Here is a 26,362-nt window from a genome sequence, read left to right on the forward strand (position 1 = left end):
CGGGGGCGTCGCCTACTTTTGCCCCCCCCACCTATATTCCGGTTTCCCACCCCCCCCGTCTCACCGACACTCTTTTCCGTTTTTTGGGTGCCCCCCCCCCCCCCCCCCCAACTCCCCGTCACGCGCTGTCAGCCCTTCCGCAGGATGTAGCGCTGCACCTTGCCGCTCGGGGTCTTCGGCAGCGACGGCACGAAGTGCACGGTGCGCGGGTACGCGTGCGCGGCGAACTTCTTCTTCACCAGCTGCTGCAGGTCGGCCTCGAGCTCGTCGGTGCCCTCCACCCCGTCACGCAGCACGACGAACGCCTCGAGGACCTCGCCGCGCAGCTGGTCGGGCATGCCGACGACGGCGGCCTCGATGACCTGATCGTGCATCACCAGCACCGACTCGACGTCGAACGGGCCGATCCGGTATCCCGCCATGATGATGACGTCGTCGTCGCGGGAGCTGAAGAAGAAGTGCCCGTCGTCGTCGGCGCTGCCCGCGTCGCCGGTGATGTACCAGCGGCCGTCCTCGCTGAACCGCTGCTTCGTCTTCTCCGGGGCGTCGACGTAGCCGGTGAACCACATCATCGGGCTGTGGTGCGTGTCGATCGCGACCCGGCCCGCGGTGCGCGGCGGCGCGACCTCGTCGGCGTCGTCGAGCAGCACCGCGCACGACCAGCCCGGCAGCGCCCGGCCCATCGACCCGGCCGGCACACCCTCGCGCAGTCCGTCCGCCCAGGCGTTGACGATGAACATCCCGTGCTCGGTCTGCCCGTAGTGATCGCGGACCTCGACCCCGAGCGTGGACTGCGACCACGCCACGACGTCGGGGGTAAGCGGCTCGCCCGCCGACGACGCCCGGCGCAACGCCAGCCCGGCCGGGACCGGGTTGGTGTCGGCGCGCAGGCTGCGGTACACGGTCGGCGCGGCGGCGAAGTTGGTGACACCGAACTTCTCGATCACCTGCCAGGTGAGGGGTGCCGAGAACCCGGCGTGCAGCAGCAGGCTTCGCGTGCCCGACGCCAGCGGCCCGAGCAGCGCGTAGTACAGCCCGTAGGCCCAGCCCGGGTCGGCCGCGTTCCAGAACACGTCGTCGGGTCGCACGTCGAGCCCGAACTCCATGTATCCGTGGAACGACGCGAGCGCGCGCACCGGCACCGGCACGCCCTTCGGGGTTCCGGTGGTCCCGGAGGTGAACAGCTGCACGATCGGCCCCTGCGCGCCGACCGCGACCGCGGCACCCTTCGGGTCGTCCCCGCGATGCGCGGCGAGAAGGGCCGCCAGCTTCAGCTGACCGTCGGACTCCGGTTCACCGGCAGCGACGATCACCGTCCACGGCGCGTCGGCGGGAATGTCCTCGCCGGGCGCAAGCTTGTCGAGCTGGTTCCGGTCCGCGACGACGACCTTCGCGCCGGACGAGTCGAGCCGGAACGCGATCGCCGGGGACGCGAACGCGGTGAACAGCGGCACGTGCACCGCGCCACGCCGCCAGATCCCGAGCAGCGCGACGACCAGCTCCGCGGACTTGCCCATCAGGGTGGCGACGCAGTCGCCGGGCTCGACGCCGAGGTCGGCGAGGGCGGCGGCGAACTTCGTCGACTCGGCGCGCAGCTCGCCGTAGGTGAGGTCGCGGGAGGACAGGTCGCCCTCGATCACGGTGAACGCGACATCCTCGGCAGGATGCCGGTCGCAGAGCAGCTCGGCCGCGCAGGCATCGGCGGTGTCGTACTGACCGAGCAGCTCGCGCACCCGCGCATCAGCATCTGCACGACTCGTCGCGGCACTGTTGTCGACCATGGAGGTTCCTTCCCACTTCACTCCGGCATGACGCCGGACACTTCACTCGCCTTATGATCTAGCTCACAAGGTCTCCACACCACCCCCGGAAAGGGGTAGCCGCACCGATGCCGACGCCGACGAGCCCCCGCGACGCGCTCCTCCGTCCCCGCGACGGGGACGCGCTGCGCGCCGAACTGCGACTGACCGCGAGCCTCACCGACGTACCGGTGCTGTTCGGCGGTGAGGTCCACGACGGAAACCTGCTGCTCAGCGAGTTCCTCGGCACCCGAACCAACGGGTTGAAAGGACTCACCGTCCCGTCGTCGTCCGGGCTCGGTGGACGCGTCTCGCACCAGCGCCGGCCGGCGTCGGTGCCCGACTATCGCAGCGCCCTGAACATCACCCACCACTTCGACGGACCAGTCCTCGGCGAGGGCCTGCGGTCGGTGATCGCCGTCCCCGTCGTCGTCGACGGCGTCTCCCGTGCCGTGCTCTACGCCGCGATCCGCGAATCCACCCCGATCGGTGACCGGACCGCGGAACTGCTCACGCTGTCCGGGCGCAGGCTGGCCGCGGAGATCGCGATCCGGGACGAGGTGGACCGGCGGCTGCGACTGCTCGGGACCCGGGAGACCAGTTCCGGTCCCGCGGACGCCGCCGTGTCGGAGGGCATCCGGGACGCGCACGCGGAGCTGCGGAGCCTGGCCCAGGACGTACCGGACAACGCGTTGCGGAGCCGGCTGCGTGTGGTCGCCGACAAGCTCGCCGGACTGCTCGCGGAGGGTGCCGAGCCGTCTGCGGTCACCCTCTCCCCGCGCGAACTCGACGTCCTCGCGCACATCGCCCTCGGCTGCACGAACAATGAAGTCGCGCACCGGCTCTCGCTGGGACCGGAGACCGTCAAGAGCTACCTGCGCAGCGCGATGGGCAAGCTCGACGCGCACTCGCGGCACGAGGCGGTGGTCAGCGCGAGGCGCCTCGGTCTGCTTCCATAGATCCAGTCAGCGCGAGGAGGGGCCATGGCCGCACCGTCGTCCACCACCGGGCACGAACCGACCCTCAAGCGCGTGATGGGCCCGTGGCTGCTGCTGCTGTTCATCGTCGGCGACATCCTCGGTACCGGGATCTACGCACTGACCGGCCAGGTCGCGAACGACGTCGGCGGCGTGGTGTGGCTGCCGTTCCTGGTCGCTTTCGTCGTCGCGATGATCACCGCCTTCAGCTATCTGGAACTGGTCACCAAGTATCCGCAGGCGGCCGGCGCCGCCCTGTACACGCACAAGGCGTTCGGTCTCCAGTTCCTCACGTTCATGGTCACGTTCGCGGTGATGTGCTCGGGTATCACCTCGGCGGCCACCGCGTCCCGGGCGTTCGCGGCGAACTTCGCCGAGGCCTTCGAGCTGGACGTGCGCACCGGCATCGGCATCACCCTGCTCGGCGTGGCGTTCATGCTGGTGGTCGCGGCGGTCAACTTCCGCGGGGTCGGCGAGTCGGTCAAGATCAACGTGGTCCTCACCTGCGTGGAACTGTCCGGACTGCTGATCATCATCTTCATCGGCATGTGGGCGCTCGGAGTCGGCGAGGGCGACTTCTCCCGCGCGATGACGTTCGACACCGGCGACCGCACCGCGCTCGGAGGCGTGATCGCCGCGACGACTCTGGCCTTCTACGCGATGGTCGGATTCGAGGACTCGGTGAACATGGCCGAGGAGTGCAAGGAACCGAGCCGGATCTTCCCGCGCGTGCTCCTGATCGGGCTGCTGTTCACCGGCCTGATCTACGTGCTGGTGTCCGTGACCGCGATCGCACTGGTGCCTGCCGACGAACTGGGCGAGGGCGACACCCCGTTACTCAAGGTCGTGCAGGCCGGCGCCCCCGGCTTCCCGCTCGGGATCTTCGCGTTCATCACGATGTTCGCGGTCGCGAACACCGCACTGATCAACATGCTGATGGCCAGCCGCCTCCTCTACGGCATGAGCCGCCAGCACGTGCTGCCGCCGCAACTGGGCCGGGTGCACCGCACCCGCCGCACGCCGTACATCGCGATCGCGTTCACCACCCTGCTGGCACTGGGGCTGATCACGTTCGTCGGCGAGGTGCCGCAGCTCGGCGGCACCACGGCGCTGCTACTGCTGTGCGTCTTCACCATCGTGAACGTCGCGGTGCTGGTCCTACGCCGGGACCCGGTGGAGCACAAGCATTTCCGCGCACCCACTGCCCTGCCGGTCGTCGGGGCGCTGAGCTGCGCATTCCTCGCCACTCCGTTCACCGACCGCAACCCCGAGCAGTACGCGATCGCCGGGGTGCTGCTCGCGATCGGTGTGGTGCTGTGGTTCGTCAACCACCTGGTGAACACGAAACTCGGGGTCAAGGGCGAACTGCATCCCGAGTACCTCGGGGACGCCCCGCAGGATCCCACGAATCCGCAGGGCCCCAGCAACTGACTTCTAGAACGCGTTCCAACTTTCTGGCATACTCCGCGATGCCCGACGCCGTCACCGATCCGAGGTGTGCCATGCTCGCCGACCCCACCACCCTGCTCGCGCTCGCGCACGCCTCCCCCGCCGCGGTCGCCGCCCACGACAAGGCCGCGTGGCTGGGCCTGTTCGCCCGCCAGCACGTCGTCGAGGACCCGGTCGGCGGGCGGCCCGTCCTCGGCGGCCTGTACGACAAGCGCAGCCTCCGCCGCGGCGGCGAACCCCTCGCCCGGTTCTGGGACACCTTCATCGCCCCCAACGACATTCGGTTCCACATCGACCGCGACGACATCGTCGACGGCCTGACCGTGGTCCGCGACGTCACCATCGAGACCCGTCTCGGCGGAGGCGTTGCCGCGAAGGCCCCGATGCACCTGCTGTACGAGACCACCCTCGATGACGGCGAACCGCGGATCCGTCGGATCGCCGCGCACTGGGCGGTCGCACCGATGTTCGCGCAGGTCGCGGGGGTCGATCCGGCGAAACTCAAGGTCGGCATGTCGATGGGCGCGCGGATGCTGCGGCACCAGGGCCTGGGCGGATCCCTCGCCTTCGGCGCCGCGGTCCGCAGCGTCGGAGAACGCGGCAAGCAGTCCGTGCGGCGACTCGTCGAGTCCGCCGGACGCGGAGACGCCGACGCCCGGGCGGTCCTCGGCGGACGTACCGTGACCGACCTGACCAAGGTCATCGCCGCGGGGGACGCCGTCACCGCCTCCTGCACCGCCGACGGCTCCCCGGCCCTGCTGTGCTGCTATCTCGATCGCAGGTCCCTCCGCGTGATCCGGGCCGTCGTCTACTCCTGACGCGCGCCCTGGACCGCAGCAGGCCAGTGTTCGCGATCTGGCTGTCGACCACATCGCACCTGCCGGGCAGCCTGGGGGCGTGGTGATTTCGACGGCGGCGGCGTTGGGTATGGCGTTGACGGCACTGGGAATGGTCCTCACCCCGGGGCCGAACATGATGTACCTGGTGTCTCGCAGCATCAGCCAGGGCCGCACGGCCGGTCTGATCTCGTTGTCCGGCACGGCGACGGGATTCGTGATCTACATGGCGATGGCGAACCTGGGTCTGGCGGTGGTCTTCCTCGCGGTTCCGTGGCTGTACACGGGATTCAAGGCGGCCGGCGCGGGCTACCTGGCCTACCTCGCCTGGCAGGCGCTCAAACCCGGCGGACGAGGCCTGTTCGAACCGGCGTCACTGTCCCGCGACTCGACCGGCAGGCTCTTCGGGATGGGGTTGGTCACCAACCTGCTCAATCCGAAGGCGGCGATCATCTATCTCGCGCTGATCCCGCAGTTCGTCGACCCGGGCCGCGGGCACCCCGTGGCACAGGGATTCGCGCTGGGCGGCGTGCAGATCGCGGTCAGCGTCGCCGTGAACGCGGCGATCGTGATCGCGGCGGGCTCGGTCGCCGCACTGATCGCCGCGCGCCCCGCGTGGGCGACATGGCAGCGCCGAGTCACCGGAACCCTCCTCGGCGCGGTGGCCCTGCTGCTCGCCCGGGAGGTACCGGCTCGGGCACGAGCGTGACGGGTGCGGGTCAGTAGCCTTCCGGCAGCGCCGCGAACATGTCGTTGGTGACGGCGACCGCGTTGTCGGAACTGCCGCCGCGGACCACGAGGGTGGCGAAGGCGATGTCCCCGCGATAGCCGACGAACCAGGCGTGCGAGCCGCCGTCGACCTCGGCCTCACCGGTCTTGCCGTACACGTCGCCCTCGCCGGCGATCCGGGTCGCGGTACCGGAGGTGACCACCTCGCGCATCATGCCGCGCAGACCGCTGACCATCTCCGGGGTGATCGCCGTGCGGTCGCCGTCGACGGTGGTCTCGTCACCGAGGATCAGGTGCGGCACCGGCGTCGAACCGTTCGCGACGGTCGCGGCGGCCAACGCCATGCCGAACGGGCTGACGACGACCTTGCCCTGCCCGAAGCCGTCCTCGGTGCGCTGCACGAGATCCTCGGCCGGGGGCACCGACCCCGAGTCCGTCGGCAGGCCGGGCACCTCGTAGTCGACCCCGATACCGAACTGTGCCGCCGCCTTCGTCAACGCGTCCGGCTCCATCTCGCTGGCCAGTTTCGCGAAGGTGGTGTTGCAGGACCGGGCGAACGCGGTGCTCATCGAGACGGTGCCGAGCGCGAACTCGTTGTAGTTCGGCACCGACCGCTCGCCGATCGTGATCCGGCCCGGACAGCCGACCATGGTGCCGGGCTGCGCGAGACCGTTGTCGATGGCGGCGCCCGCGGTGACGATCTTGAACGTCGACCCGGGCGGGTACATGCCGGTGGACGCGACCGGGCCGTCGCGGTCGGCGGCCTTGTTCTGCGCGACGGCGAGGATCGCGCCCGTCGACGGCTGGATCACCACCATCATCGCCTGGTCGGTGCGGGCATTGACGGCGTTCTGCGCGGCCACCTGGATCGGCCGGTCCAGGCTCACCGAGAACGACGGCGCCGGTTGCGGTTTCGTGTCCGTGAGCACGTCGGTGTCGACACCGTTCTGGTTGACGGTGACCACACTCCACCCCGCGGTTCCGTCCACCTCGTCGATGACCCGCTTCTTGACCTGGCCGATCAGGTCGGGCGCGAAGTCGCGGTCGGTGGACACCAGGTCGGCCTCCTCGTCGACCGTGACGCCCGGCAGTTCGGCGAGCGAGGCGGCGACCGTCTCGTAGTCCTCCTGGCGCAGGCTCGCGACCAGATAGGTGCCCTTGACGGTCGATGCCGACTCGGCGATGGACTGCGCCGTCAGCGACTTGTCGAACGGCGCAAGGATCTTCGCGAGCGCGGCCGCGACGGACCCCAGGTTGCCCGCCTTGCGTGCGTCCAGCTTGATCCGCTCGATCGTGCCGGGCACCAGGACGTCGGTGCCGGAGCGTTCGTTGACCCGCGCCCGCGGCGCCGGCGTGGCCCGCAACGACATGGTGTGGGTGTCACCGAGTTTCGGGTGCAGGTCGGTCGAACTCCAGCGCACCGCCCAGTCCCCGTCCTTGCGTCCCATCTGCAGATCACCGGAGTAGGTCCACACGCGCTCCTTCGGCAGGTGCCACTCGTAGGTGTAGCCGACGGTCGCGGTGTCGCCGGTGACGCGGACCGAACCCAGCGTCGCGGTCATCGACTCGGCCTGCAGGTTCTCCCACGCCGAGTCGAGCGCCCGCTGCGCGACGTCCGGGCGGTCGGACAGGGCAGCCGCGGCCTCGGTGTCCCGCTCCGCGAGCGCGGAGACGAATTCCTGCGCGGCCGGCTCGGGTCCGTCGGGTTTCGGGGTGCAGGCGGCGAGGCCCACGGTCAACGCCCCCGTCACGGCGAGAGCGAGCGGGGTGCGGACACGGCGGGCGACACGAGAGTTCATCGACGCCCATAGTAGGTGTGCCGCCGACACATTCGGCCGATCGACCACGCGTGAGATTCACCCCAGCCGGAGCACGGCACCCGACGGCTGCCGCGTCAGTCGAGGAGGACGGTCGAGAAGGTCGCGACCTGGGTGAAGCCGACCCGCTCGTATGCCCGCCGAGCCGGCACGTTGAAGCTGTTCACGTAGAGACTGGCGGTGCGCCCACCCCGGACCACGGCGGCCGCGACGGCCGCGGTTCCGGCGGCGCCGAGCCCGCGGGATCGGTGGTCGGGATGCACCCACACGCCCTGGATCTGGCCGACCTGCCGAGACGCGGAGCCGATCTCCGCCTTGTACAACACCTGGCCGTCCTCGAATCGGGCGAACGCACGGCCCGCGGCGATCAGCCCGGCGACCCGGCGCCGGTAGCCGCGACCGCCGTCCCCGGCGCGCGGATCCACCCCGACCTCCTCGATGAACATCTCGACGGCGGCGCAGAGGTAGGTGTCGAGTTCGTCCATCCGGACGAGCCGGACGTCGGGATCGGGTTCGACGAGCGGCCGGGCCGCCAACGCGAGCAGCGGCTGCTCGGCGCGGACCTCCCGCGCCGGACCCCAGTCGGATTCGAGCATCTCCCACAGCGGCATGGTCAGCTCGGCACGCCCCACGAGGGAGGAACACATCCGCGGGAACCGGCACGCCCGATCCGCGAACGCGCGCAGGTCGCCGATGCTGCCACGCAGTGGGACCAGGTTCGCCCCGGAGAAGCACAGCGACTCGTCGGGGCCGCCACGACTCCACAACTCCCCGTTGATCGACCGCGGCTCGACCCCGAGGTCCTGCACCCGCGCGGCGACCATGCAGGTGGCGACGGGGTCGGCGTCGAGGACCCGCAGCACGTCAGCGCGGTCCCGTGCGCCGAGTTGCCTGGCGCCGAGGAGTTTGAGCACCCCGTCACCCCCGGGTCTCGTCGAAGAAAGCGGACAGTCACGCCGTTCCTCACGGTGGGCGTGCCGACAGGATACGGTGCGCGATCAGCTCACGGTGACGACAGGCGATCCCGATTCGGAATCGTTGCCCATCTCCTCCGCGATGCGCATCGCCTCCTCGATCAGCGTCTCCACGATCTGCGCCTCGGGGACGGTCTTGATGACCTGGCCCTTGACGAAGATCTGGCCCTTGCCGTTGCCGGACGCGACACCGAGGTCCGCCTCGCGCGCCTCGCCGGGACCGTTGACGACGCAGCCCATCACCGCAACCCGCAGCGGCACCTCCATGCCCTCGAGCCCGGCGGTCACCTCGTTCGCCAGCGTGTACACGTCGACCTGTGCGCGTCCGCACGACGGGCACGAGACGATCTCCAGCTTGCGCGGGCGCAGATTCAGCGACTGCAGGATCTGCGTGCCGACCTTGATCTCCTCGGCCGGTGGCGCGGACAGCGACACTCGGATGGTGTCGCCGATGCCCTCGCTGAGCAGCGCACCGAACGCGACGGCGGACTTGATGGTGCCCTGGAACGCCGGACCGGCCTCGGTGACGCCCAGGTGCAGCGGATAGTCGCACTGCGCGGCCAGCTGCCGGTACGCCTCCACCATCACGACCGGGTCGTTGTGCTTGACGGAGATCTTGATGTCGCCGAAGCCGTGCTCCTCGAACAGGCCCGCCTCCCACAGCGCCGACTCGACGAGGGCCTCCGGGGTGGCCTTGCCGTACTTCTGCATGAGCCGTGGGTCGAGGGATCCGGCGTTGACGCCGATCCGGATCGGGATGCCCGCGTCCCCGGCCGCCTTCGCGACCTCCTTGACGCGGCCGTCGAACTCCTTGATGTTGCCGGGGTTGACCCGCACCGCGGCACAGCCGGCGTCGATGGCGGCGAAGATGTAGCGCGGCTGGAAGTGGATGTCCGCGATGACGGGAATCTTGCTCTTGCGTGCGATCTCGGCGAGCGCGTCGGCATCCTCCTGCCGCGGGCACGCGACCCGGACGATGTCGCATCCGGACGCCGTGAGCTCGGCGATCTGCTGCAGGGTCGCGTTCACGTCGTGCGTCCTGGTGGTGCACATCGACTGCACCGACACCGGATGATCGCTGCCGACACCGACGTTGCCGACCATCAACTGCCGGGTCTTGCGGCGGGGAGCGAGGACGGCGGGAACATCGGGCATGCCCAAACCGACGGGGCTGGTCACGGTTGCCTTCTTTCTTTGCGGTACCAGGAAAGTCTAGGTCGTGTCTCCCGATCCTTGCCGGGGGCGCCGTGAGGGGATCGGAAGGCACGTCCTCCGGGCTAGAAAATCTTGATCGGATTGACGATGTCGGCGGTCAGGGTCAGCAGCATGAACGCGCCGCCGATGACGATCACCACATAGGTGAGCGGCATCAGCTTCGTGTAGTCGACCGGCCCGCCCGCAGGCAGTCCGCGACGGATGCGCAGCGTGTTGCGGATCTTCTCGTACACCGCGACGGCCATGTGGCCGCCGTCGAGGGGCAGCAGCGGCAGCAGGTTGAAGACGCCGAGGAAGAAGTTCAGGCTGATGAGCAGCAGAATGAACATCTCCCACAGGCCACGCTCGGCCGCCTGACCGCCGATCACCGACGCCCCGACGACGCTGACCGGGGTGTCCTGGGCGCGTTCTCCACCGGTGACCGCGGTCCACAGGTCGCCGACCTTGCTCGGCAACTCGGCGAGGCCCTTGACCGACTCGACCATCAGGTCCCCGGTGAACGCCACCGAGGCCGGGATCGCGGCCGCGACGTTGTACTTGACGGGCTCGTAGTAGTCCGGGGACACACCGATCGCGCCGACGGTCGTGGTGGTCACCGTTCCGTCGGCGTTCGTGACCATCCGCTGGACCTGGTCGGGCACCACGGTCACCGTCATCGACCGGCCGTCGCGCTCGATCGTGAAGTCGACCGGGCCGGTCTGCTTCCGGGTCTGGGTCTGGAACTGGCTCCACGTCTCGACCGGCACCCCGCCGATCGCGGTGACCAGGTCGCCCTCACGCAGGCCCGCCGCCTCGGCCGGGCCGGTGCCGGAGCACTTCGCCAGCGTCTGCGCGTCGATCTGGTCCGAGGTGCAGCTCATCGCGCCGAGCTGCGTCTCCGGCGGCTGGTTCATGTTCGGCAGGCCCCACCCGACCGCGAGCACCACGACCAGAGCCAGACCGAGCAGGAAGTTCATCGCGATGCCGCCGGACATGACGACCAGACGCTTCCACGTCTTCTGCTTGTACATGGCCCGGTCGACCTCGTCGGGGGCGAGTTCGTCGTGCACGGTCATGCCCGCGATGTCACAGAACCCGCCCGCGGGGATGGCCTTGAGCCCGTACTCGGTCTCGCCGCGCCGGAAGGAGAAGATCTTCGGACCGAAGCCGATGTAGTAGCGACGGACCTTCATGCCGAGCTTGCGCGCGGTCCACATGTGGCCCGCCTCGTGCAGCGCGATCGAGACCGTGATGCCGAGCGCGAACAGCACCACACCGATAATCAACATGCGGCCGCGGCCTCCCCGATCAACACCGTTTCGTCCTAGCCCTTCCGCTCGACGAGCTCGTGTGCCCGGGCCCGGGCCCAGGAGTCAGCCGCGAGCACGTCGTCCACGGTAGCCGGTGCCGCCGACCACTGGCCGCCACCGGCGAGAACACGCTCCACGGTCCGCACGATCGACGGGAACGTCGCGGCACCGTCGAGGAAGTACTGCGCGGCGACCTCGTTCGCGGCGTTGTAGACCGCGGTCATGCAGCCGCCGGCCTTCCCCGCCGCCCGGGCCAGGTCGACGGCCGGGAAGACGGCGTTGTCGAGAGGTTCGAAGGTCCACGTCGCGGCGGTGGTGAAGTCGCAGGCGGCGGCCGCGCCGGGCACCCGGTCGGGCCAGCCGAGGGCGAGGGCGATCGGCAGCCTCATGTCCGGCGGGCTGGCCTGCGCGAGGGTCGAGCCGTCGGTGAACGTGACCATCGAGTGCACGATCGACTGCGGATGCACGGTGACGTCGATGCGGTCGTAGTCGATGCCGAACAGCAGGTGCGTCTCGATCAGCTCGAGACCCTTGTTCACCAGGGACGCCGAGTTGAGGGTGTTCATCGGGCCCATCGACCACGTCGGGTGGGCGCCGGCCTGCTCCGGGGTCACGGACTCGAGCGCCTCCGCGGTCCAGCCGCGGAACGGCCCGCCCGACGCGGTGAGCACCAGCCGGTCCACCTCCTCGGCGCGCCCGCCACGCAGGCACTGCGCGAGCGCCGAGTGCTCGGAGTCGACGGGCACGATCTGACCGGGCGCGGCGGCGGCGGTCACCAGGGGCCCGCCGGCGACGAGGGACTCCTTGTTCGCCAGCGCCAACCGGGCGCCGGACTCGAGCGCGGCGAGTGTCGGTTCCAGTCCGAGCGAGCCGACGAGCGCGTTGAGCACCACGTCCGCCTCGGTGGTCCGGACGAGCTCGGTCACCGCACCGGGGCCCGACAGCACACCCGGCAGGTCCAGCCGGGCCGCCGCGGCCGGGTCGGCGACCGCGACCCGCGTCACTCCGGTCGCCCGGATCTGTTCGGCGAGCAGGTCGACGTTGCCGCCGCCCGCCGCCAGACCGACGACGGTGAACTTGCCGGGGTTCGCGGCGACGACCTCGAGGGCCTGGGTGCCGATGGAGCCGGTGCTGCCGAGCAGGAGCACCCGAACGGGAGAAGTGTCAGACACGCCGTCCATTCTTCCCGATGGCGCCTGAGAGCAACCTGACAGGCCGACGGTCACCGGGACCGGGCGGTGTGGGCCGTCGGCCACTGCGCGTTGGCGGCACCGGTGACGCGGATCGTCATCGGTTCTCCCCGAGCCGCGCGACCTCCGACTCGTAATGACCCTTCATCGCGAGGTAGTCGTCGAACTGCGGCCGCGATCCACCCGTGCGGGCGGCGACAAGCAGATCGAGGTAGTACTCCCAGCCGGGTCCGGTGTCGACGGCCACCGCGACCGACGCCTCGTCGAGATGCTGGATCAGGCTCAGGAGGGTTCCGTCCGGTTCCGCGACCAACTGCACCTCCATCAGCCACGACCCGAACTCGTCCGACGAGGACACGACGTATCGGGTCGGCGCCTCGCAGGCCTCGACGGTCATGTCCATCCACGGTTCGCCCTCCTCGAAGAGCATCTGCACACGAATGGTGTTGCCCGGAGCCCCGGTTCCGGTCCACGGACCGAACCAGGCTGCCGTGCGGTCGGATTCGGTGACGGCGGCCCACACCTCCTCGATCGGGTCGGGAAACCGGCGGTCGATGACGAGGTCCGCACCGCTGTCGCGGCGAACGACTCGTCCGGTCGGTGTGACGGTCACGCGAAACACCCCTCCCACATGCCCACCCCGCTCGCTACGACGGCGGGTCGTATGCCACGATATGCGAGCAATATGCACACCCGCACGAGCAGGAGGATCGGCCGTGGCCGCCAGCGAGCCCATCGTCACCAGCAAAGTCGACACCGCCGAGGTGCCCTCTGCGGAATGGGGCTGGAGCGGTGAGGCGCCGCGACTGTTCCGCTTCCTGGGCTGGTTCTTCGCGCTGTTCCTGCTCCTGTACACGATCGGCAACCACGAGGGCAAGGTCGAGGACCTGTGGCTGGTCGGCCTCTCCGCCGCCATGATCGTCATGCTGGTGCTCGACATCGTTCGTCGCCGCAAGCCGCGGTAACCACACACCTACGACGACGGCCGCGCCGCTCCCCCGGAGCCGCGCGGCCGTCGTCGTTTCGCCGTGTCCCCGGCAGGTCTCGTCAGTTCTCCGCAGCGAGCTGACCGCACGCGGCGGCGATCTCCTGGCCGCGGGTGTCGCGGACGGTGCACGAGACGCCCTGTGCGATGACGCGGCGCACGAACTCGCGCTCGACGTCCTTCGGCGCCGCGTCCCACTCGCTGCCCGGGGTCGGGTTCAGCGGGATCAGGTTCACGTGCACCAGCGAGCCGAGCGCCTTGTGCAGCTTCTTGCCGAGCATGTCGGCGCGCCACGGCTGGTCGTTGACGTCCTTGATCAGCGCGTACTCGATCGACACCCGGCGCCCGGTCTTGTCGGCGTAGTAGCGGGCGGCGTCGAGCACCTCCGCCACGGACCACCGGTTGTTCACCGGAACCAGGGTGTCGCGCAGTTCGTCGTCCGGGGTGTGCAGCGACACCGCCAGCGTCACCGACAAACCCTCGTCGGCGAGCTTGCGGATCGCCGGCGCAAGCCCGACCGTCGAGACGGTGACCGACCGCTGCGACAGCCCGAGCCCCTCGGGCGCGGGCGACGTGATGCGGCGCACCGCAGCGACCACGCGCTTGTAGTTCGCCAGCGGTTCGCCCATGCCCATGAAGACGACGTTCGACAGCCGGCCCTCACCGCCGGCCACCTCGCCGTCGCGCATCGCGGCGGCGGCCGCCCGGACCTGGTCGACGATCTCCGCGGTCGACAGGTTCCGGTTCAGTCCACCCTGCCCGGTCGCGCAGAACGGGCAGGCCATGCCGCAGCCTGCCTGGCTGGAGATGCACAGCGTCGCGCGGTCCGGGTAGCGCATCAGCACCGACTCGAGCAGCGTCCCGTCGTTCGCCTTCCACAGCGTCTTGCGGGTGGTGCCGTCGTCGCAGGCGACGTGCTTGACCGGGGTCAGCAACGTCGGGAACAGCGCGTCACCGACCTTCTCCCGCACGGCGGCGGGCAGGTCGGTCATCTTGTCGGGGTCCGCCTCGAGCCGGCCGTAGTACTGACGGGCCAGCTGGTCGGCACGGAAACCGGGCAGGCCGAGTTCCTTGACGGCCGCCTTCCGGCCCTCCGCATCGAGGTCGGCGAGGTGCGTCGGCGGCATGCCGCGACGCGGGGCGTTGAACACGAGGGGCAGGGAAACGGCCATAGTGTTGCCCAGTGTCCCACCGACCACCGGCGACATGCGAATTTCGCCGGCGGGATGCGCGTGCAATCACACATACGGTGCGTGATGATCACAGCATGTCCACCACTGAGGGGCCCAACCCCGACGCCTCCGATTCGACCGGGCGACCGGACCGGCCTGCCGCCCCGGTTCCCTCCCCGCCAGATCAGCCGAGCGTCCCGGCGCCGACCCCCTCACCCGAAGTCGAGGCCGTCCGGCGGCACACCAGCCTCGGTCACACCAAGGCGGCCGCCACCTGGACCGGACTGGTCATCGGCGTGCTGGTTCTGATCCTGCTGCTGGTGTTCATCCTGCAGAACCTGGACTCGGTGACGCTCAACCTCTTCCTGTGGGAGTTCTCGCTGCCGCTCGGGGTGAGCCTGCTGCTCGCCGCCATCGCGGGTGCGCTGATCATGGCGTTGGCGGGCGGGGTGCGGATCGTGCAGATCCGGCGCCTGGCCAAGCGGGCCACCACCGCGGACTGACCGGTGGCACCCACGGCCGCCGACCTGCGTCGCGAACGGAGCGTCCTGCGGGTGTCGATGGCGGTGACCTGCACCCTCGCGGTGCTCGCGGTGGCGTGGGGCATCGCGTCGAACTCGCAGGTGATCCTCCTCGACGGCGCCTACGCCGCGCTGGGCGCCGCCCTGACATGGCTGTCGCTGGCCGCGTCCCGGATCGTCGCGGGCGGGCCGACCGCGCGCTTCCCGTTCGGCCGCGAGGCCCTCACCCCGGTGGTCGTGGTGGTCCAGGGTCTCGCGCTGCTCCTCACGCTCGGCTACGCCGCGATGGAGGCGGTCCGGGTGATCGTCGACGGCGGATCCGAGGTCGCCGGCGGGTCGCTGCTGGTGTACGGCCTGATCGGCACCATCGCGGCGACGGCGACGTACCTGTACGTTCGCCGGGCCGCGACCGCGTCGGATCTGCTGGCGGCGGAGGCGACCCAGTGGGCATCCTCGGCGGTGTTCAGCGCCGTCGTCGCGGTCGGCGGCGTCGTCGTGTGGGTGCTCGGCCGGACCGAGTACTCGTCGGCCGACCGCTACGTCGACTCGGCGCTGGTGCTCATCAGCTGCGCGGTGCTGCTCCCCCAACCGTGGACCCTGATCCGCGGCGGCATGCTCGAACTGCTCGAGAGCGCCCCGGGACCGCAGATCCAGGAGCCGATCCACCGGGCGGTGGAGCAGGTCCGCGACAAGTTCGATCTACCCGCGCCGGACATCGCGATCGGCAAGGTCGGTCGCAAGGTGTACGTCGAGGTGGTGTTCCTGGTCTCGGGCACGGCCTGGGACCTGGCGACCGAGGACGAGGTCCGCAGGCAGGTCGCCCGCCGTCTGCGGGAACTGCCCTACGACCTGTGGGCGACGGTGGAGCTGACCACCGACCCGGAGCTGGTCTGAGTCAACGCAGGACCAGGCCCTGCGGCGCCCGCCGGGTGTGGACGCGGTACCCGACCTCGAGTGACATCCCCGAGGTCTGCGCGAACGCCCGGTCCGCGGTCCGCTCGGTGAACTCGATACCGAGGACGGCCCGCAGCGCGCGCCGGTCCTCGAACTCCCACCGCGTCGCCACCCGCGTCAGGTCGAAGCCCTGCGCGGCGAAGAACGCCTCCACCGCCGCCGGGTCGTAGTGCGGCAGGTCCGCGCGCATCCAGTCGCCGTAGCCGGGCGCCCTCGCATCCAGGTCCACGACGACAAGCACCCCGCCGGGCCGCAGCACGCGCATCGCCTCGGTGATCCCGGGGCCGCAGCCGGGACCGAAGAAGTACGCGGTCCGGGCGTGCACGACGTCGACGCTGCGGTCCGGCACCGGCAGCGTCTCCGCGCTGCCGGCAAGCACCCGCACGCCGGGCAACCGCGCGGTGCGCTCACGGGCGGCGTCGACCAGCGGCGGATGCGGTTCGACCCCGGTCACGCTGCGCGCGTCCGCCGCGAACACCGGCAGGTGGAAACCGGTGCCGCACCCGACGTCGAGGACGTCGCGGTCGGTCCAGTCGGCGACGCGGGCCAGCGTCTCGAAGATCGCGCCGTCCACGTCCTGGGCGCGGTTCTCCACCTCGTAGATCCGCGGCCAGTGCCAGATGTTCGGGCTGGGGATCGGGACGCCCGGGGGCGGTCGGCGAGTCATGGGTTCGGCGGGCGTCAGAGCAGGGCGGTGAGCACCAGCCAGGTCACGAACGCCGATGGCAGCAGCGAGTCGAGCCTGTCCATGATGCCGCCGTGCCCGGGCAGCAGGGTGCCCATGTCCTTGATCCCGAGGTCGCGTTTGACCTGGGACTCGATCAGGTCGCCGAGGGTTCCGGTGATCACCAGCACGACACCGAGCAGGACGCCGATGAACGGGTTGGCGTCCAGGATCAGGGTGACCGTCGCCAGCGACCCGAGGACCGCGAAGACCAGGGACCCGCCGAGACCCTCCCAGGACTTCTTCGGGCTGATCGCGGGCACCATCGGGTGCTTACCGAACAGCACCCCGGCCGTGTAGCCGCCGACATCCGAGCAGACGACACCGATCATGAACACGAACACCCACTTGTTTCCGCCCTCGTGGGTGACCATCAGAGTCGCGAACGACGCGAGCAACGGCAGCCACGCCGCAACGAACACGGTGATCGCCATGTCCCGCAGATAGTTTCGCGGCGCCGATTGCAGGCCCTGCGCCAGCAGCCGCCACACCATGCACACCAGCGCGGTGCCGGCGAATCCCGCCAGCACCCCGGTGGTGCCGTACGGCCACCCCAGCCAGATGATCGCCTGACCGCCGAGGATCAACGGGATCAACGGGACGAGGACGTCGCTCTCCCGCAGCCGCGACGCCACCTCCCAGGTCGCGATCGCGATCGCCGCGGCGACGATCCCGAACCACACCTTCGGCACGAAGAACAGCGACACGATCACCAGCGCGCCGAGGCCCACCCCGACCGCGATCGCGGCGGGCAGGTTTCGACCCGCCTTGGAGGTGACAGCGGCGGTTGTCCCGTTCGCACGGGAGCCATCCGTCCCATCGTGGCGCTCCGCGCCGGTGGGACTGTCGGTGGACACCGCCTAGACCTCCATCAATTCGGCTTCCTTGTGCTTGACCAGCTCGTCGATGTGCGCCACGTACTTGGCCGTGGTCTTGTCGAGCTCCTTCTCCGCGCGCGCGACCTCGTCCTCGCCGGCCTCGCCGTCCTTCTGGATGCGGTTCAGCTCGTCCATCGCCTTGCGGCGCACGTTGCGGATCGCGACCTTCGCGTCCTCCCCCTTGGCCTTCGACTGCTTGACCAGCTCGCGTCGCCGCTCCTCGGTCAGCTGCGGAACCGAGACGCGGATCAGGGTGCCGTCGTCGGTCGGGTTGACACCCAGGTCCGAGTTGCGGATCGCGTTCTGGATCGGCCCGAGCTGGGACGCCTCGTACGGCTTGATCACGAGGAGCCGCGCCTCCGGCACCGTGATCGACGCGACCTGCGAGATCGGGGTCATCGCGCCGTAGTACTCGATCGCGATGCGGTTGAACATGCCCGGGTTGGCACGGCCGGTTCGGATACCGCCGAGGTCGTCCTTCGCCGACGCGACGGTCTTCTCCATCTTCTCCTCGGCATCGAAGAGCGCTTCATCGATCACGGTGTTCCTCCAGGCTCGCGGGGATGGCGGTGCTGCCTGCCGTCGTGCTGTTCACGACGGCAGTGGTCACGACTTCACTGGTCACGATTTCACCAGGGTCCCGATCTTCTCACCGGACACCGCGCGGGCGATGTTGCCCTCGGTGAGCAGGTTGAAGACCATGATCGGCATCCGGTTGTCCATGCAGAGGCTGAACGCGGTCGCGTCGGCGACCTTCAGACCCTGCTCGATGACCTCGCGGTGACTGATCTCGGTGTACATGGTGGCGGTCGGGTCGACGCGCGGGTCGGCGGTGTAGACACCGTCGACGGCCTTGGCCATCAGGACCACCTCGGCGCCGATCTCGAGGGCGCGCTGGGCGGCGGTGGTATCGGTGGAGAAGTACGGCATGCCCATGCCGGCGCCGAAGATGACCACGCGCCCCTTCTCCAGGTGGCGGCGGGCCCGCAGCGGCAGGTACGGCTCGGCGACCTGCCCCATCGTGATGGCGGTCTGCACGCGGGTGTCGATGCCTTCCTTCTCCAGGAAGTCCTGCAGCGCAAGGCAGTTCATCACGGTGCCGAGCATGCCCATGTAGTCGGACCGGGCCCGGTCCATGCCGCGCTGCTGCAGTTCGGCGCCGCGGAAGAAGTTGCCGCCGCCGATCACGACCGCGACCTGCACCCCGGACTCGACCACGGCCTTGATCTGCCGGGCCACTGTCTGCACGACGTCCGGATCGAGACCGACCTCGCCACCACCGAACATTTCGCCGCCCAGTTTGAGCAGGACGCGCTTGAAGCCGTCGCGTCGGGGCGTGGTGTCGGTTGGGGCGGATTCGGTCATGGCTCTCTTTCGTCTCGGGCCGCTTGGATGGTGCGACCAGCATGAATCGGCCACCCTCGGCGGTACAGCCACAGATGACCCCTTCATCCTGCCTTATCCGGGCCCGCAGACCACCTTCGGGGCCGTAGGCTCGCGCGGCGCACCGCGTGGGCGCGAGGACAACGAGGAGTCCCCGGACTCCGGAACGAAGGAGTGCCATGATTCTGGACCGTTTCCGGGTGACCGATCAGGTGGCGGTGGTGACCGGTGCCGGGCGGGGCGTCGGCGCGGCGTCCGCGGTGGCGCTCGCCGAGGCCGGCGCGGACGTCGTACTCGCAGCGCGCACCACCGAACAGCTGGAGGAGGTCGCGGACCGGGTGCGTGCGGCCGGTCGCCGGGCCCACGTGGTCGCCGCCGACCTCGCCGATCTGGACGCCGTCGCCGGGCTCGCCGGTGCGGCCGTCGAGGCGTTCGGGCGTCTGGACATCGTCGTCAACAATGTCGGCGGCGCGCTGCCGACGCCGCTGCTGCAGACGAAGCCCCGACAGCTGGAGGAGGCGTTCCATTTCAACGTCTCGACCGCGCACGCCCTGGTCCGGGCCGCGGTGCCGCACATCCTCGAGACGGCGGGCGGCGGCGCGATCGTCAACGTGTCCTCGGTGGTCGGCAGGGTCGGCGGACGCGGGTATGCCGCCTACGGGACCGCGAAGGCCGCCGTCGCGCACTACACCCGCCTGGCCGCGGCCGATCTGTCCCCGCGGATCCGCGTCAACTGCGTCAGTCTCGGGTCGGTCCTCACGTCGGCACTGGACGTGGTCGCGCAGAACGAGTCGATCAAATCCGCGATGGAGGCGGCCACCCCTCTGCACCGGATCGGCGAACCGGAGGACGCGTCCGCCGCGGTGCTGTACCTCTGCTCGCCGGCGGGGTCGTATCTGACCGGCAAGGTCCTCGAGGTCGACGGCGGCCTGCAGACCCCGAACCTGGACTTCGGCCTCCCCGACCTGTGAGCAGCGCTGCTGCCCGTGCGCAAAACGGCCCCGCCACCACAATTGGTGACGGGGCCGCTCGCAGCTACTGCCTGGCGACTAGCTGGCGCCGACCTCGAACCGCGCGAAGCGGACCAGGGTCACGCCGGCCTCGTCGAGCAGGGCCTTGACGGTCTTCTTGCTGTCGGTGACCGAGGACTGCTCGGTGAGCACGACATCCTTGAAGAAGCCGTTGACGCGGCCTTCGACGATCTTCGGGAGAGCGGCCTCCGGCTTGCCCTCCTCCTTCGCGGTCTGCTCGGCGATGCGACGCTCGTTCTCGACGACGTCCGCGGGGACCTCGTCACGGGTCAGGTACTTCGCCTTGAGCGCGGCGACCTGCATGGCGGCGGCACGGGCGGCCTCGGCCGCCGCGTCACCCTCGCCGGTGTACTCGATCAGCACGCCGACGGCCGGCGGCAGGTCGGAGGCACGCTTGTGCAGGTAGGTCGCGACCGGGCCGTCGAAGGAGACGACGCGACGCAGCTCGAGCTTCTCGCCGATCTTGGCGGACAGCTCCTGAACCAGCGCCTCGACGGTCTTGCCGTCGACCTCGACCGCCTTGAGGGCGTCCAGGTCGGCCGGCTTCGCGGCGGCGGCAGCGGCGATGATCGTGTCGGCCAGCGCCTGGAACTCGGCGTTCTTGGCGACGAAGTCGGTCTCGGCGTTGAGCTCGATCATGACGCCGTCCTTGGCGATGACCAGGCCCTCGGCGGTGGAACGCTCGGCACGCTTGCCGACGTCCTTCGCGCCCTTGATGCGCAGCAGCTCGACGGCCTTGTCGAAGTCACCGTCGGTCTCGGTCAGCGCGTTCTTGCAGTCCATCATTCCGGAGCCGGTGAGCTCACGGAGCCGCTTCACATCAGCGGCGGTGTAGTTCGCCATCGGGGGCGAGCCTCCTCGAGTGAGTTTCGGTGGTGGGGAGCGAAACGGCCCCGACCCGGTGGTGCATGCGAGGGGTCGGGGCCGGATCGACTAGGCCTGCGGGGCCTCGGCGTCGGTCGCGGGAGCGGCCTCGGCGGCGGGCGCGGCCTCGGCGTCAGCAGCCGGAGCGGCCTGGGAGAGCAGTTCCTGCTCCCACTCGGCGAGCGGCTCGGCGCCGGCCTCGGGCTTGCTGTCGTCGGCGGCGTTGCGGCCGGCGCGGGACTGCAGGCCCTCGGCGACGGCGGAGGCGACAACCTTGGTCAGCAGCGCGGCGGAGCGGATGGCGTCGTCGTTGCCCGGGATCGGGTAGTCGACGAGGTCGGGGTCGCAGTTGGTGTCCAGGATCGCGATGACCGGGATGTTCAGCTTGCGCGCCTCGGAGACCGCCAGGTGCTCCTTGTTGGTGTCGACGACCCAGATGGCCGACGGAACCTTGGCCATGTCCCGGATACCACCGAGGGTGCGGTCCAGCTTGGTCATCTCACGCGTGAGCATGAGGATTTCCTTCTTGGTGCGACCCTCGAAGCCGCCGGTCTGCTCCATGGCCTCGAGGTCCTTCAGGCGCAGCAGGCGCTTGTGGACGGTAGTGAAGTTGGTGAGCATGCCGCCGAGCCAGCGCTGGTTCACGTACGGCATGCCGACGCGGGTGGCCTCTTCGGCGATGGACTCCTGCGCCTGCTTCTTGGTGCCGACGAACAGGATGGTGCCGCCGTGGGCGACGGTCTCCTTGACGAACTCGTACGCCTTGTCGATGTACGTGAGGGTCTGCTGCAGGTCGATGATGTAGATGCCGTTGCGGTCCGTGAGGATGAATCGCTTCATCTTCGGGTTCCAGCGACGGGTCTGGTGCCCGAAGTGGGTACCACTGTCGAGCATCTGCTTCATGGTCACGACAGCCATGGCTGTGTACCTCTTTCATTGCCGGTTGTCGCAGGTGGTCGGGTGACCCCTGCCCTGGCGCCCACCAACCCTCGGACCTGCACGAATGCAGGACCAGCCGAGGGCCGTTGTTCGTTGCGCGGGCGCGCGAAGTCGGACTGCGCGAACACAGACCGCGTGTCGAGTGTACGGGGTCCACGGCGCCCGACCTAACCGGTCCCTCTGCCTGTGGAGTTCGGCGCGAGAGGATCCACAGATCGACTCGGCGGGCTCCCCGCACGCCGCTCGGCGGCCGAGAGTGGTCGGCATGCGACTGCCCGTGGTGCTCGGACTGTGCGGACTGATGATGCTCGGCGGCGGTCCTCCCGCCGACGCGGCGGGTTTCGGGTGGCCGTTGCGCCCCCGGCCCACCGTGGTCACCGGGTTCGACCCGCCCGCCCACGACTGGCTGCCCGGACACCGCGGGGTGGACCTGCGCGGCGCACCCGGACAAACGGTGCTCACCGCGGGCGACGGCGTGGTGGTGTTCGCCGGTCCGGTGGCGGGAAAACCGGTCGTCTCGGTCGACCACCCGAACGGCTTGCGCACCACTTACGAACCCGTGACGGCCGGCGTCCGCGTCGGTCAGCGGGTGACGCGGGGAACCGAGATCGGGGTCCTGGTCACCGGGCATTCCGGATGCCCGGACACCTGCCTGCACTGGGGCGTGCGCCGTGGCCGGGAGGAGTACCTCGATCCGCTGGCCCTGGTGCGATCTGGCCCGGTGCGGCTGAAGCCGCTGCGGGGCCGGCGCGTCATGCCCGCTCGCACCGCCGCCGGGCGGGGCGTCATGCCCGCGGGTGGGCCTGGTCGTGCACCGCGCGCAGCCGGGCGACGGACACGTGTGTGTAGAGCTGGGTGGTCGCCAGGCTGTTGTGCCCGAGCAGTTCCTGCACGACGCGCAGGTCGGCGCCGCCCTCGAGCAGGTGGGTCGCGGCGGAGTGCCGCAACCCGTGCGGCCCCAGGCTGGGCGCGCCCGGCACCGCTTCGAGCACCTCGTGCACGACCGTCCGGGCCTGGCGTTGGTCGAGCCGACGGCCGCGCTTGCCGAGGAGCAGAGCGTTCCCGGACTGCGAGTTCGCCAGTGCGGGCCGCCCGACTCGCAGCCAGGCGTCGAGGGCCTCGGCGGCCGGGCCACCGAACGGCACCGACCGCTGCTTGTCGCCCTTGCCGACCACCCGGACCACCCGCCGGTCGTGGTCCACGTCGTCGAGGTCGAGTCCGCACAGTTCCCCGACCCGGATCCCGCTCGCGTACAGCATCTCCACGATCAACCGGTCCCGCACCGCCACCGGGTCATGCTGCGCGGCACCGGATTCGGCAGCCCGCATCGCCTCTTCCGCCTGTCCCTGCCGCAGCACCGCCGGCAGGGTGCGGTGCGTCTTCGGGGACGCCAGCCGCACCCCTGGGTCGCGGGGAATGCGGCGGGTACGGGTCAGCCACGCGGTGAAGGTCCGCGCGGACGCGGTGCGCCGGGCGAGGGTGGTGCGGGCGACACCGGCGGCGGCCTGCCCGGACAGCCAGCCCCGCAGCGTGGCCAGGTCCAGGTCCTCGAGCCGGGCCTCCGGATCGGCGGCGACGACGTGGGTCAGCAGCGAGCGCACGTCCCCGAGATAGGCACGCACGGTGTGTTCGGAACGTCCACGTTCGAGGCGCAGGTGGTCGGCGTAGACGTCGAGGAGTTCGGCCAGGCGCGCGGGCAGCTCGTCGGGCCCGTCACCCTGCGCGTCGGAGGTCATGGTCAAAAAGATTGCCCCGCCACGGGAATAAAGCAAGCACACGCGCCGCTGGGTGTCTCATGTGACCCGTGCGATATCCGTTCCGATGCTGTTGACCCTTGCCCTGCTGTCCGCGATCGCGCCCCTCGCGACCGACATGTACCTGCCGGGGCTGCCGACGCTCGGCGAGGACCTCGCGACGTCCACCTCGACGATCCAGCTGACGCTGACCACCTTCATGGCCGGTCTGGGCGTCGGGCAGTTGATCGTCGGTCCGCTCTCGGACGGCTGGGGGCGCCGCAAACTGCTCCTCGGCGGAACCGTCCTGTTCGCGATCAGCGGCCTTCTGTGCGCACTGGCACCGTCCGCGGGTGTCCTGATCGCCGCCCGGCTCCTGCAGGGGCTCAGCGGCGGCGCGGCAATCGTGTTGGCGCGCGCAGTGATCGCCGACCGCGCGACCGGCGACGCGGCCGCGAAGCTGTTCTCGATCATGATGATCATCGGTGGCGTCGCCCCGGTGGTGGCGCCGATGGCCGGCGGCGCGCTGCTCGGACCTATCGGCTGGCGTGGCATCTTCTGGGTTCTCGCGGGCGCGGGTGTCGTGATGGTGGTCGGCGTGCTCGCGCTGATCCCGGAGACCCTCGCACCGGAGCGCCGTCACGGCGGCGGACTGACGGCGCTGGCCCGCAACGCCCGGTACGTGCTCGGCAACCGGCGGTTCGTCGGCTACGCGCTGACGTTCATGTTCGGGTTCGGTGCGCTCTTCTCGTACATCTCGGCGTCGCCGTTCGTCATGCAGGACGTGCTCGGTCTGAGCTCGGGGCAGTTCTCGGTCGTGTTCGGCGTCAACTCGATCGGCATCGTGCTCGGCAGCATCGTCAACACCCGGCTGATCGGACGGTTCCACGCCCGGCAGATGCTGGCCTTCGGTGTGCTGCTGCTGACCGCCGCCGCGGCGGTCCTGCTCCTGGAGGTGACGGTGGGCGGCACGAACCGGGCCGTGGTGTTGCCGTTGCTGTTCGTGACGACCACCGCGATCGGTTTCATCATGGGCAACGCGACCGCGCTCGGTCAGTCCGAGGTGCGCGAGGCCGCGGGCACCGGATCCGCGGTGATGGGCGCGGGCCAGTTCGGCCTGGGCGCGCTGGTGTCCCCGCTGGCCGGCGGGTCTGCCGCGGGCATGGCGACGAGCATCCTGGTGTGCGCGGCGGTCGCGCTGCTCGCCCTGTTCACCCTCACCCGGCCGAAGGCGGGAGCCGAGCACCCGGTTCCGGTGACGGTGGCGACAGAGTAGTGCGGTGGCTCCCGAACCGGGGTTCGGGAGCCACCCGGGGTCAGCGGCCCTGCTCGGCCGCCACCAGGTCCGACTTCCACACGCGGAAGCCCTCCTCGGTGCGGCCGCGGCGCCAGTACCCGGAGATCGACGCCCACTCGGCGCTCACGCCGCGTTCCTTGCGGATGTAGGGACGGATGCCGTGCATGACGGCGTGCGCCTCACCGTGAACGAACACGTGCGGCCGGCCGGGCCACCAGTCGGCGGCCTTGACCGCAGTGATCAGGAGGGCGTTGTCCCCCGCCAGCTCGTCGCCGACCTCGTTCGCGCCACCACCGCGGTGCACCCAGGTGATCGTCGCGTCGGCGTCGGTGCGCAGCTCCACCTCGTCCTCGGGGCCCGCGACCTCGATGAACACCTGCGCGCGGGCGCCGGCCGGCAGCGCCTCGAGCGCGGCCGCGATCGCGGGCACTGCGGACTCGTCCCCGGCGAGTAGGTGCCAGTCCGCGTCCGCACGCGGGGCGTAGGCGCCACCCGGCCCGCGCAGCCGCAGCCGTTCTCCCGGCTTCGCGCCCGCGGCCCACCGACCGGCGATGCCCTCGTCTCCGTGCACCACGAAATCGATTGCGATCTCCCGCTTCTCGTCGTCAACCCGGCGCACCGTGTAGGTCCGCAACACCGGATCCTCGTCGGCGCCGAAGACGAGCTTCACGTAGGCGTCGGTGTAGCCGTTGGGCACGAACTCCTCGAACCCCGGCCCACCGAGGTGAACCCGGACCAGGTGCGGGGTGAGCTGTTCGGTGCGCTGCACGGTCAGCGTCACGGTCGGTCGCGTCATGCTTCAAGCCTCCACTTATTAGGTTCACCTAACTGTACGCGTCCGGGTCGTGGCGCCGCGAGGGCGAGGATTCGGTCCGACCGATCGACCACGGCTGGCATACTCCTTCGGTCGCAGCCGCTTCCATCGGAGGATCATGAATCTCGCACGTCGCATCGCGCCCGCCGTCCTGCTCGTCGCCGCCGCTGTTCTGACCGGCTGCTCGTCCACCTCCGAGGCCGACGCGGCCGCGGACTCCACCTGCGTTGACGCCTCGCAGCCCAACGCGACCGCCGAGGAGCTCGTCGACGTGCTTCGCCCGCAGCCGGTCGGGGAGCCCGACGACACCTACCGGCAACTGACGGCCATGTTCGACGAGTCCCGTACAGCGCAGATCGAGCGGATGCAGGCCAGCAGCGTGTTCGTCGCCGTGCCCGAGGGTGGCGACGCCGAGTTCGCGAAAGCCGTGTGCGGCCAGTCCCGTTGGGACGACCACACGTCGGCCGATGGCACGTCGACGCCCGGGCTCCGCACGCAGCGGGCCGCCATCGTGTCCACGGGCCACACCTTCTGCGACACCTACGAGCAGCTGCGCCCCTCGGCCGTCTCCACCGACGCCTGGTCGGACTGGAACGGCTACGTGGAGATGATGTCGCGCGGCGACGACAGCGAGGGCACCCGCCAGCTCGCCGACGCAGCCCTCGAGCACCTCTGCCCGCAGTTCGGGGCCTGACGTCTGACGTCCCGAACCGTGACGGCCCGGTCCGCGAGACACCGTCCCGCGACATCCCGGCCGGGCCGTCACGGTTGAGCGTCCCCGAGGACGCACAC

26 protein-coding genes and 1 pseudogene are annotated in these 26,362 nt (G+C 70.1%); 11 read left to right on the forward strand and 16 right to left on the reverse strand.

Annotated features, from left to right (window positions below; genetic code table 11):
- Positions 1-128 precede the first annotated feature (128 nt).
- Positions 129-1,781 (reverse strand): AMP-binding protein, encoded by a 1,653-nt coding sequence (locus ACWDU4_RS22700; protein ID WP_450116189.1) that lies wholly within the window; start codon positions 1,779-1,781, stop codon positions 129-131.
- A 107-nt stretch (positions 1,782-1,888) separates the two neighbouring features.
- On the opposite strand from ACWDU4_RS22700, the gene ACWDU4_RS22705 reads away from it, so the two are divergent.
- The 4 genes from ACWDU4_RS22705 to ACWDU4_RS22720 all read left to right on the forward strand — a co-directional run bounded on the left by ACWDU4_RS22705 (position 1,889) and on the right by ACWDU4_RS22720 (position 5,770).
- The gene (locus tag ACWDU4_RS22705) at positions 1,889-2,758 is read left to right on the forward strand and encodes a LuxR C-terminal-related transcriptional regulator (RefSeq protein WP_450116190.1); all 870 of its coding nucleotides are present in this window, start codon (positions 1,889-1,891) and stop codon (positions 2,756-2,758) included.
- 24 nt (positions 2,759-2,782) lie between these two features.
- A complete protein-coding gene (locus ACWDU4_RS22710) occupies positions 2,783-4,207 on the forward strand; it encodes an APC family permease (protein ID WP_450116191.1) in 1,425 nt (474 codons plus the stop codon).
- A 71-nt stretch (positions 4,208-4,278) separates the two neighbouring features.
- On the forward strand, positions 4,279-5,043 hold the full coding sequence (locus ACWDU4_RS22715; protein ID WP_450116192.1) for a nuclear transport factor 2 family protein: 765 nt from the start codon (positions 4,279-4,281) through the stop codon (positions 5,041-5,043).
- 82 nt (positions 5,044-5,125) lie between these two features.
- Complete coding sequence (locus ACWDU4_RS22720) at positions 5,126-5,770, forward strand: LysE family translocator (protein ID WP_450116239.1); 645 nt, start codon at positions 5,126-5,128, stop codon at positions 5,768-5,770.
- 10 nt (positions 5,771-5,780) lie between these two features.
- On the opposite strand, the gene ACWDU4_RS22725 is transcribed toward ACWDU4_RS22720, so the two are convergent.
- The 6 genes from ACWDU4_RS22725 to ACWDU4_RS22750 all read right to left on the reverse strand — a co-directional run bounded on the left by ACWDU4_RS22725 (position 5,781) and on the right by ACWDU4_RS22750 (position 12,888).
- On the reverse strand, positions 5,781-7,589 hold the full coding sequence (locus tag ACWDU4_RS22725; protein ID WP_450116193.1) for a penicillin-binding transpeptidase domain-containing protein: 1,809 nt from the start codon (positions 7,587-7,589) through the stop codon (positions 5,781-5,783).
- Between the two features lie 95 nt (positions 7,590-7,684).
- Positions 7,685-8,521 carry a GNAT family N-acetyltransferase gene (locus ACWDU4_RS22730; RefSeq protein ID WP_450116194.1) on the reverse strand — a complete coding sequence of 279 codons (837 nt, stop codon included), beginning with the start codon at positions 8,519-8,521 and terminating at the stop codon, positions 7,685-7,687.
- Between the two features lie 84 nt (positions 8,522-8,605).
- Positions 8,606-9,760, reverse strand: a complete 1,155-nt coding sequence (gene ispG, locus ACWDU4_RS22735) for a flavodoxin-dependent (E)-4-hydroxy-3-methylbut-2-enyl-diphosphate synthase (RefSeq protein ID WP_450116195.1) — start codon at positions 9,758-9,760, stop codon at positions 8,606-8,608.
- Between the two features lie 98 nt (positions 9,761-9,858).
- Positions 9,859-11,064, reverse strand: coding sequence for a M50 family metallopeptidase (locus ACWDU4_RS22740; protein WP_450116196.1), 1,206 nt, complete (start codon positions 11,062-11,064; stop codon positions 9,859-9,861).
- Positions 11,065-11,099: 35 nt separating this feature from the next.
- Positions 11,100-12,266, reverse strand: a complete 1,167-nt coding sequence (gene dxr / locus ACWDU4_RS22745; RefSeq protein ID WP_450116197.1) for a 1-deoxy-D-xylulose-5-phosphate reductoisomerase — start codon at positions 12,264-12,266, stop codon at positions 11,100-11,102.
- 106 nt (positions 12,267-12,372) lie between these two features.
- A complete protein-coding gene (locus ACWDU4_RS22750) occupies positions 12,373-12,888 on the reverse strand; it encodes an SRPBCC family protein (RefSeq protein ID WP_450116198.1) in 516 nt (171 codons plus the stop codon).
- A gap of 61 nt (positions 12,889-12,949) precedes the next feature.
- On the opposite strand from ACWDU4_RS22750, the gene ACWDU4_RS22755 reads away from it, so the two are divergent.
- Positions 12,950-13,240, forward strand: a complete 291-nt coding sequence (locus ACWDU4_RS22755) for a DUF2631 domain-containing protein (RefSeq protein WP_450116199.1) — start codon at positions 12,950-12,952, stop codon at positions 13,238-13,240.
- Positions 13,241-13,322: 82 nt separating this feature from the next.
- On the opposite strand, the gene rlmN is transcribed toward ACWDU4_RS22755, so the two are convergent.
- Positions 13,323-14,432, reverse strand: a complete 1,110-nt coding sequence (gene rlmN, locus ACWDU4_RS22760) for a 23S rRNA (adenine(2503)-C(2))-methyltransferase RlmN (RefSeq protein ID WP_450116200.1) — start codon at positions 14,430-14,432, stop codon at positions 13,323-13,325.
- Positions 14,433-14,527: 95 nt separating this feature from the next.
- Here rlmN and ACWDU4_RS22765 point away from each other — a divergent pair, with 95 nt between their 5' ends.
- Both ACWDU4_RS22765 and ACWDU4_RS22770 read left to right on the forward strand, forming a co-directional pair.
- Positions 14,528-14,935: a lipopolysaccharide assembly protein LapA domain-containing protein gene (locus ACWDU4_RS22765; RefSeq protein ID WP_450116201.1), complete on the forward strand. Its 408-nt coding sequence runs from the start codon at positions 14,528-14,530 to the stop codon at positions 14,933-14,935.
- Between the two features lie 3 nt (positions 14,936-14,938).
- Complete coding sequence (locus ACWDU4_RS22770) at positions 14,939-15,847, forward strand: cation transporter (protein WP_450116202.1); 909 nt, start codon at positions 14,939-14,941, stop codon at positions 15,845-15,847.
- Between the two features lies 1 nt (position 15,848).
- On the opposite strand, the gene ACWDU4_RS22775 is transcribed toward ACWDU4_RS22770, so the two are convergent.
- The 4 genes from ACWDU4_RS22775 to pyrH all read right to left on the reverse strand — a co-directional run bounded on the left by ACWDU4_RS22775 (position 15,849) and on the right by pyrH (position 18,874).
- Positions 15,849-16,574: a class I SAM-dependent methyltransferase gene (locus ACWDU4_RS22775; protein WP_450116203.1), complete on the reverse strand. Its 726-nt coding sequence runs from the start codon at positions 16,572-16,574 to the stop codon at positions 15,849-15,851.
- A gap of 14 nt (positions 16,575-16,588) precedes the next feature.
- Positions 16,589-17,488, reverse strand: a complete 900-nt coding sequence (locus ACWDU4_RS22780; RefSeq protein WP_450116204.1) for a phosphatidate cytidylyltransferase — start codon at positions 17,486-17,488, stop codon at positions 16,589-16,591.
- A 3-nt stretch (positions 17,489-17,491) separates the two neighbouring features.
- Positions 17,492-18,049, reverse strand: a complete 558-nt coding sequence (gene frr / locus ACWDU4_RS22785; RefSeq protein WP_450116205.1) for a ribosome recycling factor — start codon at positions 18,047-18,049, stop codon at positions 17,492-17,494.
- An 81-nt stretch (positions 18,050-18,130) separates the two neighbouring features.
- Positions 18,131-18,874, reverse strand: a complete 744-nt coding sequence (gene pyrH, locus ACWDU4_RS22790; protein WP_450116206.1) for a UMP kinase — start codon at positions 18,872-18,874, stop codon at positions 18,131-18,133.
- A gap of 197 nt (positions 18,875-19,071) precedes the next feature.
- On the opposite strand from pyrH, the gene ACWDU4_RS22795 reads away from it, so the two are divergent.
- On the forward strand, positions 19,072-19,863 hold the full coding sequence (locus ACWDU4_RS22795) for an SDR family oxidoreductase (protein ID WP_450116207.1): 792 nt from the start codon (positions 19,072-19,074) through the stop codon (positions 19,861-19,863).
- A 78-nt stretch (positions 19,864-19,941) separates the two neighbouring features.
- Here ACWDU4_RS22795 and tsf read toward each other — a convergent pair whose 3' ends face one another.
- Positions 19,942-20,766, reverse strand: coding sequence for a translation elongation factor Ts (gene tsf / locus ACWDU4_RS22800; protein ID WP_450116208.1), 825 nt, complete (start codon positions 20,764-20,766; stop codon positions 19,942-19,944).
- A 90-nt stretch (positions 20,767-20,856) separates the two neighbouring features.
- A complete protein-coding gene (rpsB, locus tag ACWDU4_RS22805; RefSeq protein WP_450116209.1) occupies positions 20,857-21,705 on the reverse strand; it encodes a 30S ribosomal protein S2 in 849 nt (282 codons plus the stop codon).
- A 286-nt stretch (positions 21,706-21,991) separates the two neighbouring features.
- On the opposite strand from rpsB, the pseudogene ACWDU4_RS22810 reads away from it, so the two are divergent.
- Positions 21,992-22,471 (forward strand): annotated as a pseudogene (locus ACWDU4_RS22810) (M23 family metallopeptidase); the annotation flags it as partial.
- Between the two features lie 40 nt (positions 22,472-22,511).
- Here ACWDU4_RS22810 and ACWDU4_RS22815 read toward each other — a convergent pair.
- Positions 22,512-23,462 (reverse strand): tyrosine recombinase XerC, encoded by a 951-nt coding sequence (locus ACWDU4_RS22815; protein WP_450116210.1) that lies wholly within the window; start codon positions 23,460-23,462, stop codon positions 22,512-22,514.
- 85 nt (positions 23,463-23,547) lie between these two features.
- Between ACWDU4_RS22815 and ACWDU4_RS22820 the strand changes: the two genes are divergently transcribed.
- Entirely contained in the window at positions 23,548-24,735 is a 1,188-nt protein-coding gene (locus ACWDU4_RS22820) for a multidrug effflux MFS transporter (protein WP_450116211.1), read from the forward strand.
- Positions 24,736-24,775: 40 nt separating this feature from the next.
- Here the strand turns inward: ACWDU4_RS22820 and ACWDU4_RS22825 are convergent, their stop codons facing one another.
- Positions 24,776-25,552: a siderophore-interacting protein gene (locus ACWDU4_RS22825; protein ID WP_450116212.1), complete on the reverse strand. Its 777-nt coding sequence runs from the start codon at positions 25,550-25,552 to the stop codon at positions 24,776-24,778.
- Between the two features lie 136 nt (positions 25,553-25,688).
- Between ACWDU4_RS22825 and ACWDU4_RS22830 the strand changes: the two genes are divergently transcribed.
- Positions 25,689-26,264 carry a hypothetical protein gene (locus tag ACWDU4_RS22830; protein WP_450116213.1) on the forward strand — a complete coding sequence of 192 codons (576 nt, stop codon included), beginning with the start codon at positions 25,689-25,691 and terminating at the stop codon, positions 26,262-26,264.
- The last annotated feature ends 98 nt before the right edge of the window (positions 26,265-26,362 follow it).

Source organism: Rhodococcus sp. NPDC003348 (assembly GCF_053589375.1).

What these genes read in the sequence shown, in the direction of transcription:
- ACWDU4_RS22700 (WP_450116189.1), bottom strand. Translation starts at nt 1,781, where the DNA reads ATGGTCGACAACAGTGCCGCGACGAGTCGTGCAGATGCTGATGCGCGG.
- ACWDU4_RS22705 (WP_450116190.1), top strand. Translation starts at nt 1,889, where the DNA reads ATGCCGACGCCGACGAGCCCCCGCGACGCGCTCCTCCGTCCCCGCGAC.
- ACWDU4_RS22710 (WP_450116191.1), top strand. Translation starts at nt 2,783, where the DNA reads ATGGCCGCACCGTCGTCCACCACCGGGCACGAACCGACCCTCAAGCGC.
- ACWDU4_RS22715 (WP_450116192.1), top strand. Translation starts at nt 4,279, where the DNA reads ATGCTCGCCGACCCCACCACCCTGCTCGCGCTCGCGCACGCCTCCCCC.
- ACWDU4_RS22725 (WP_450116193.1), bottom strand. Translation starts at nt 7,589, where the DNA reads ATGAACTCTCGTGTCGCCCGCCGTGTCCGCACCCCGCTCGCTCTCGCC.
- ACWDU4_RS22740 (WP_450116196.1), bottom strand. Translation starts at nt 11,064, where the DNA reads ATGTTGATTATCGGTGTGGTGCTGTTCGCGCTCGGCATCACGGTCTCG.
- dxr (WP_450116197.1), bottom strand. Translation starts at nt 12,266, where the DNA reads ATGGACGGCGTGTCTGACACTTCTCCCGTTCGGGTGCTCCTGCTCGGC.
- ACWDU4_RS22755 (WP_450116199.1), top strand. Translation starts at nt 12,950, where the DNA reads ATGCGAGCAATATGCACACCCGCACGAGCAGGAGGATCGGCCGTGGCC.
- rlmN (WP_450116200.1), bottom strand. Translation starts at nt 14,432, where the DNA reads ATGGCCGTTTCCCTGCCCCTCGTGTTCAACGCCCCGCGTCGCGGCATG.
- ACWDU4_RS22765 (WP_450116201.1), top strand. Translation starts at nt 14,528, where the DNA reads ATGTCCACCACTGAGGGGCCCAACCCCGACGCCTCCGATTCGACCGGG.
- ACWDU4_RS22775 (WP_450116203.1), bottom strand. Translation starts at nt 16,574, where the DNA reads ATGACTCGCCGACCGCCCCCGGGCGTCCCGATCCCCAGCCCGAACATC.
- pyrH (WP_450116206.1), bottom strand. Translation starts at nt 18,874, where the DNA reads ATGACCGAATCCGCCCCAACCGACACCACGCCCCGACGCGACGGCTTC.
- ACWDU4_RS22795 (WP_450116207.1), top strand. Translation starts at nt 19,072, where the DNA reads ATGATTCTGGACCGTTTCCGGGTGACCGATCAGGTGGCGGTGGTGACC.
- tsf (WP_450116208.1), bottom strand. Translation starts at nt 20,766, where the DNA reads ATGGCGAACTACACCGCCGCTGATGTGAAGCGGCTCCGTGAGCTCACC.
- rpsB (WP_450116209.1), bottom strand. Translation starts at nt 21,705, where the DNA reads ATGGCTGTCGTGACCATGAAGCAGATGCTCGACAGTGGTACCCACTTC.
- ACWDU4_RS22815 (WP_450116210.1), bottom strand. Translation starts at nt 23,462, where the DNA reads ATGACCTCCGACGCGCAGGGTGACGGGCCCGACGAGCTGCCCGCGCGC.
- ACWDU4_RS22820 (WP_450116211.1), top strand. Translation starts at nt 23,548, where the DNA reads ATGCTGTTGACCCTTGCCCTGCTGTCCGCGATCGCGCCCCTCGCGACC.
- ACWDU4_RS22825 (WP_450116212.1), bottom strand. Translation starts at nt 25,552, where the DNA reads ATGACGCGACCGACCGTGACGCTGACCGTGCAGCGCACCGAACAGCTC.
- ACWDU4_RS22830 (WP_450116213.1), top strand. Translation starts at nt 25,689, where the DNA reads ATGAATCTCGCACGTCGCATCGCGCCCGCCGTCCTGCTCGTCGCCGCC.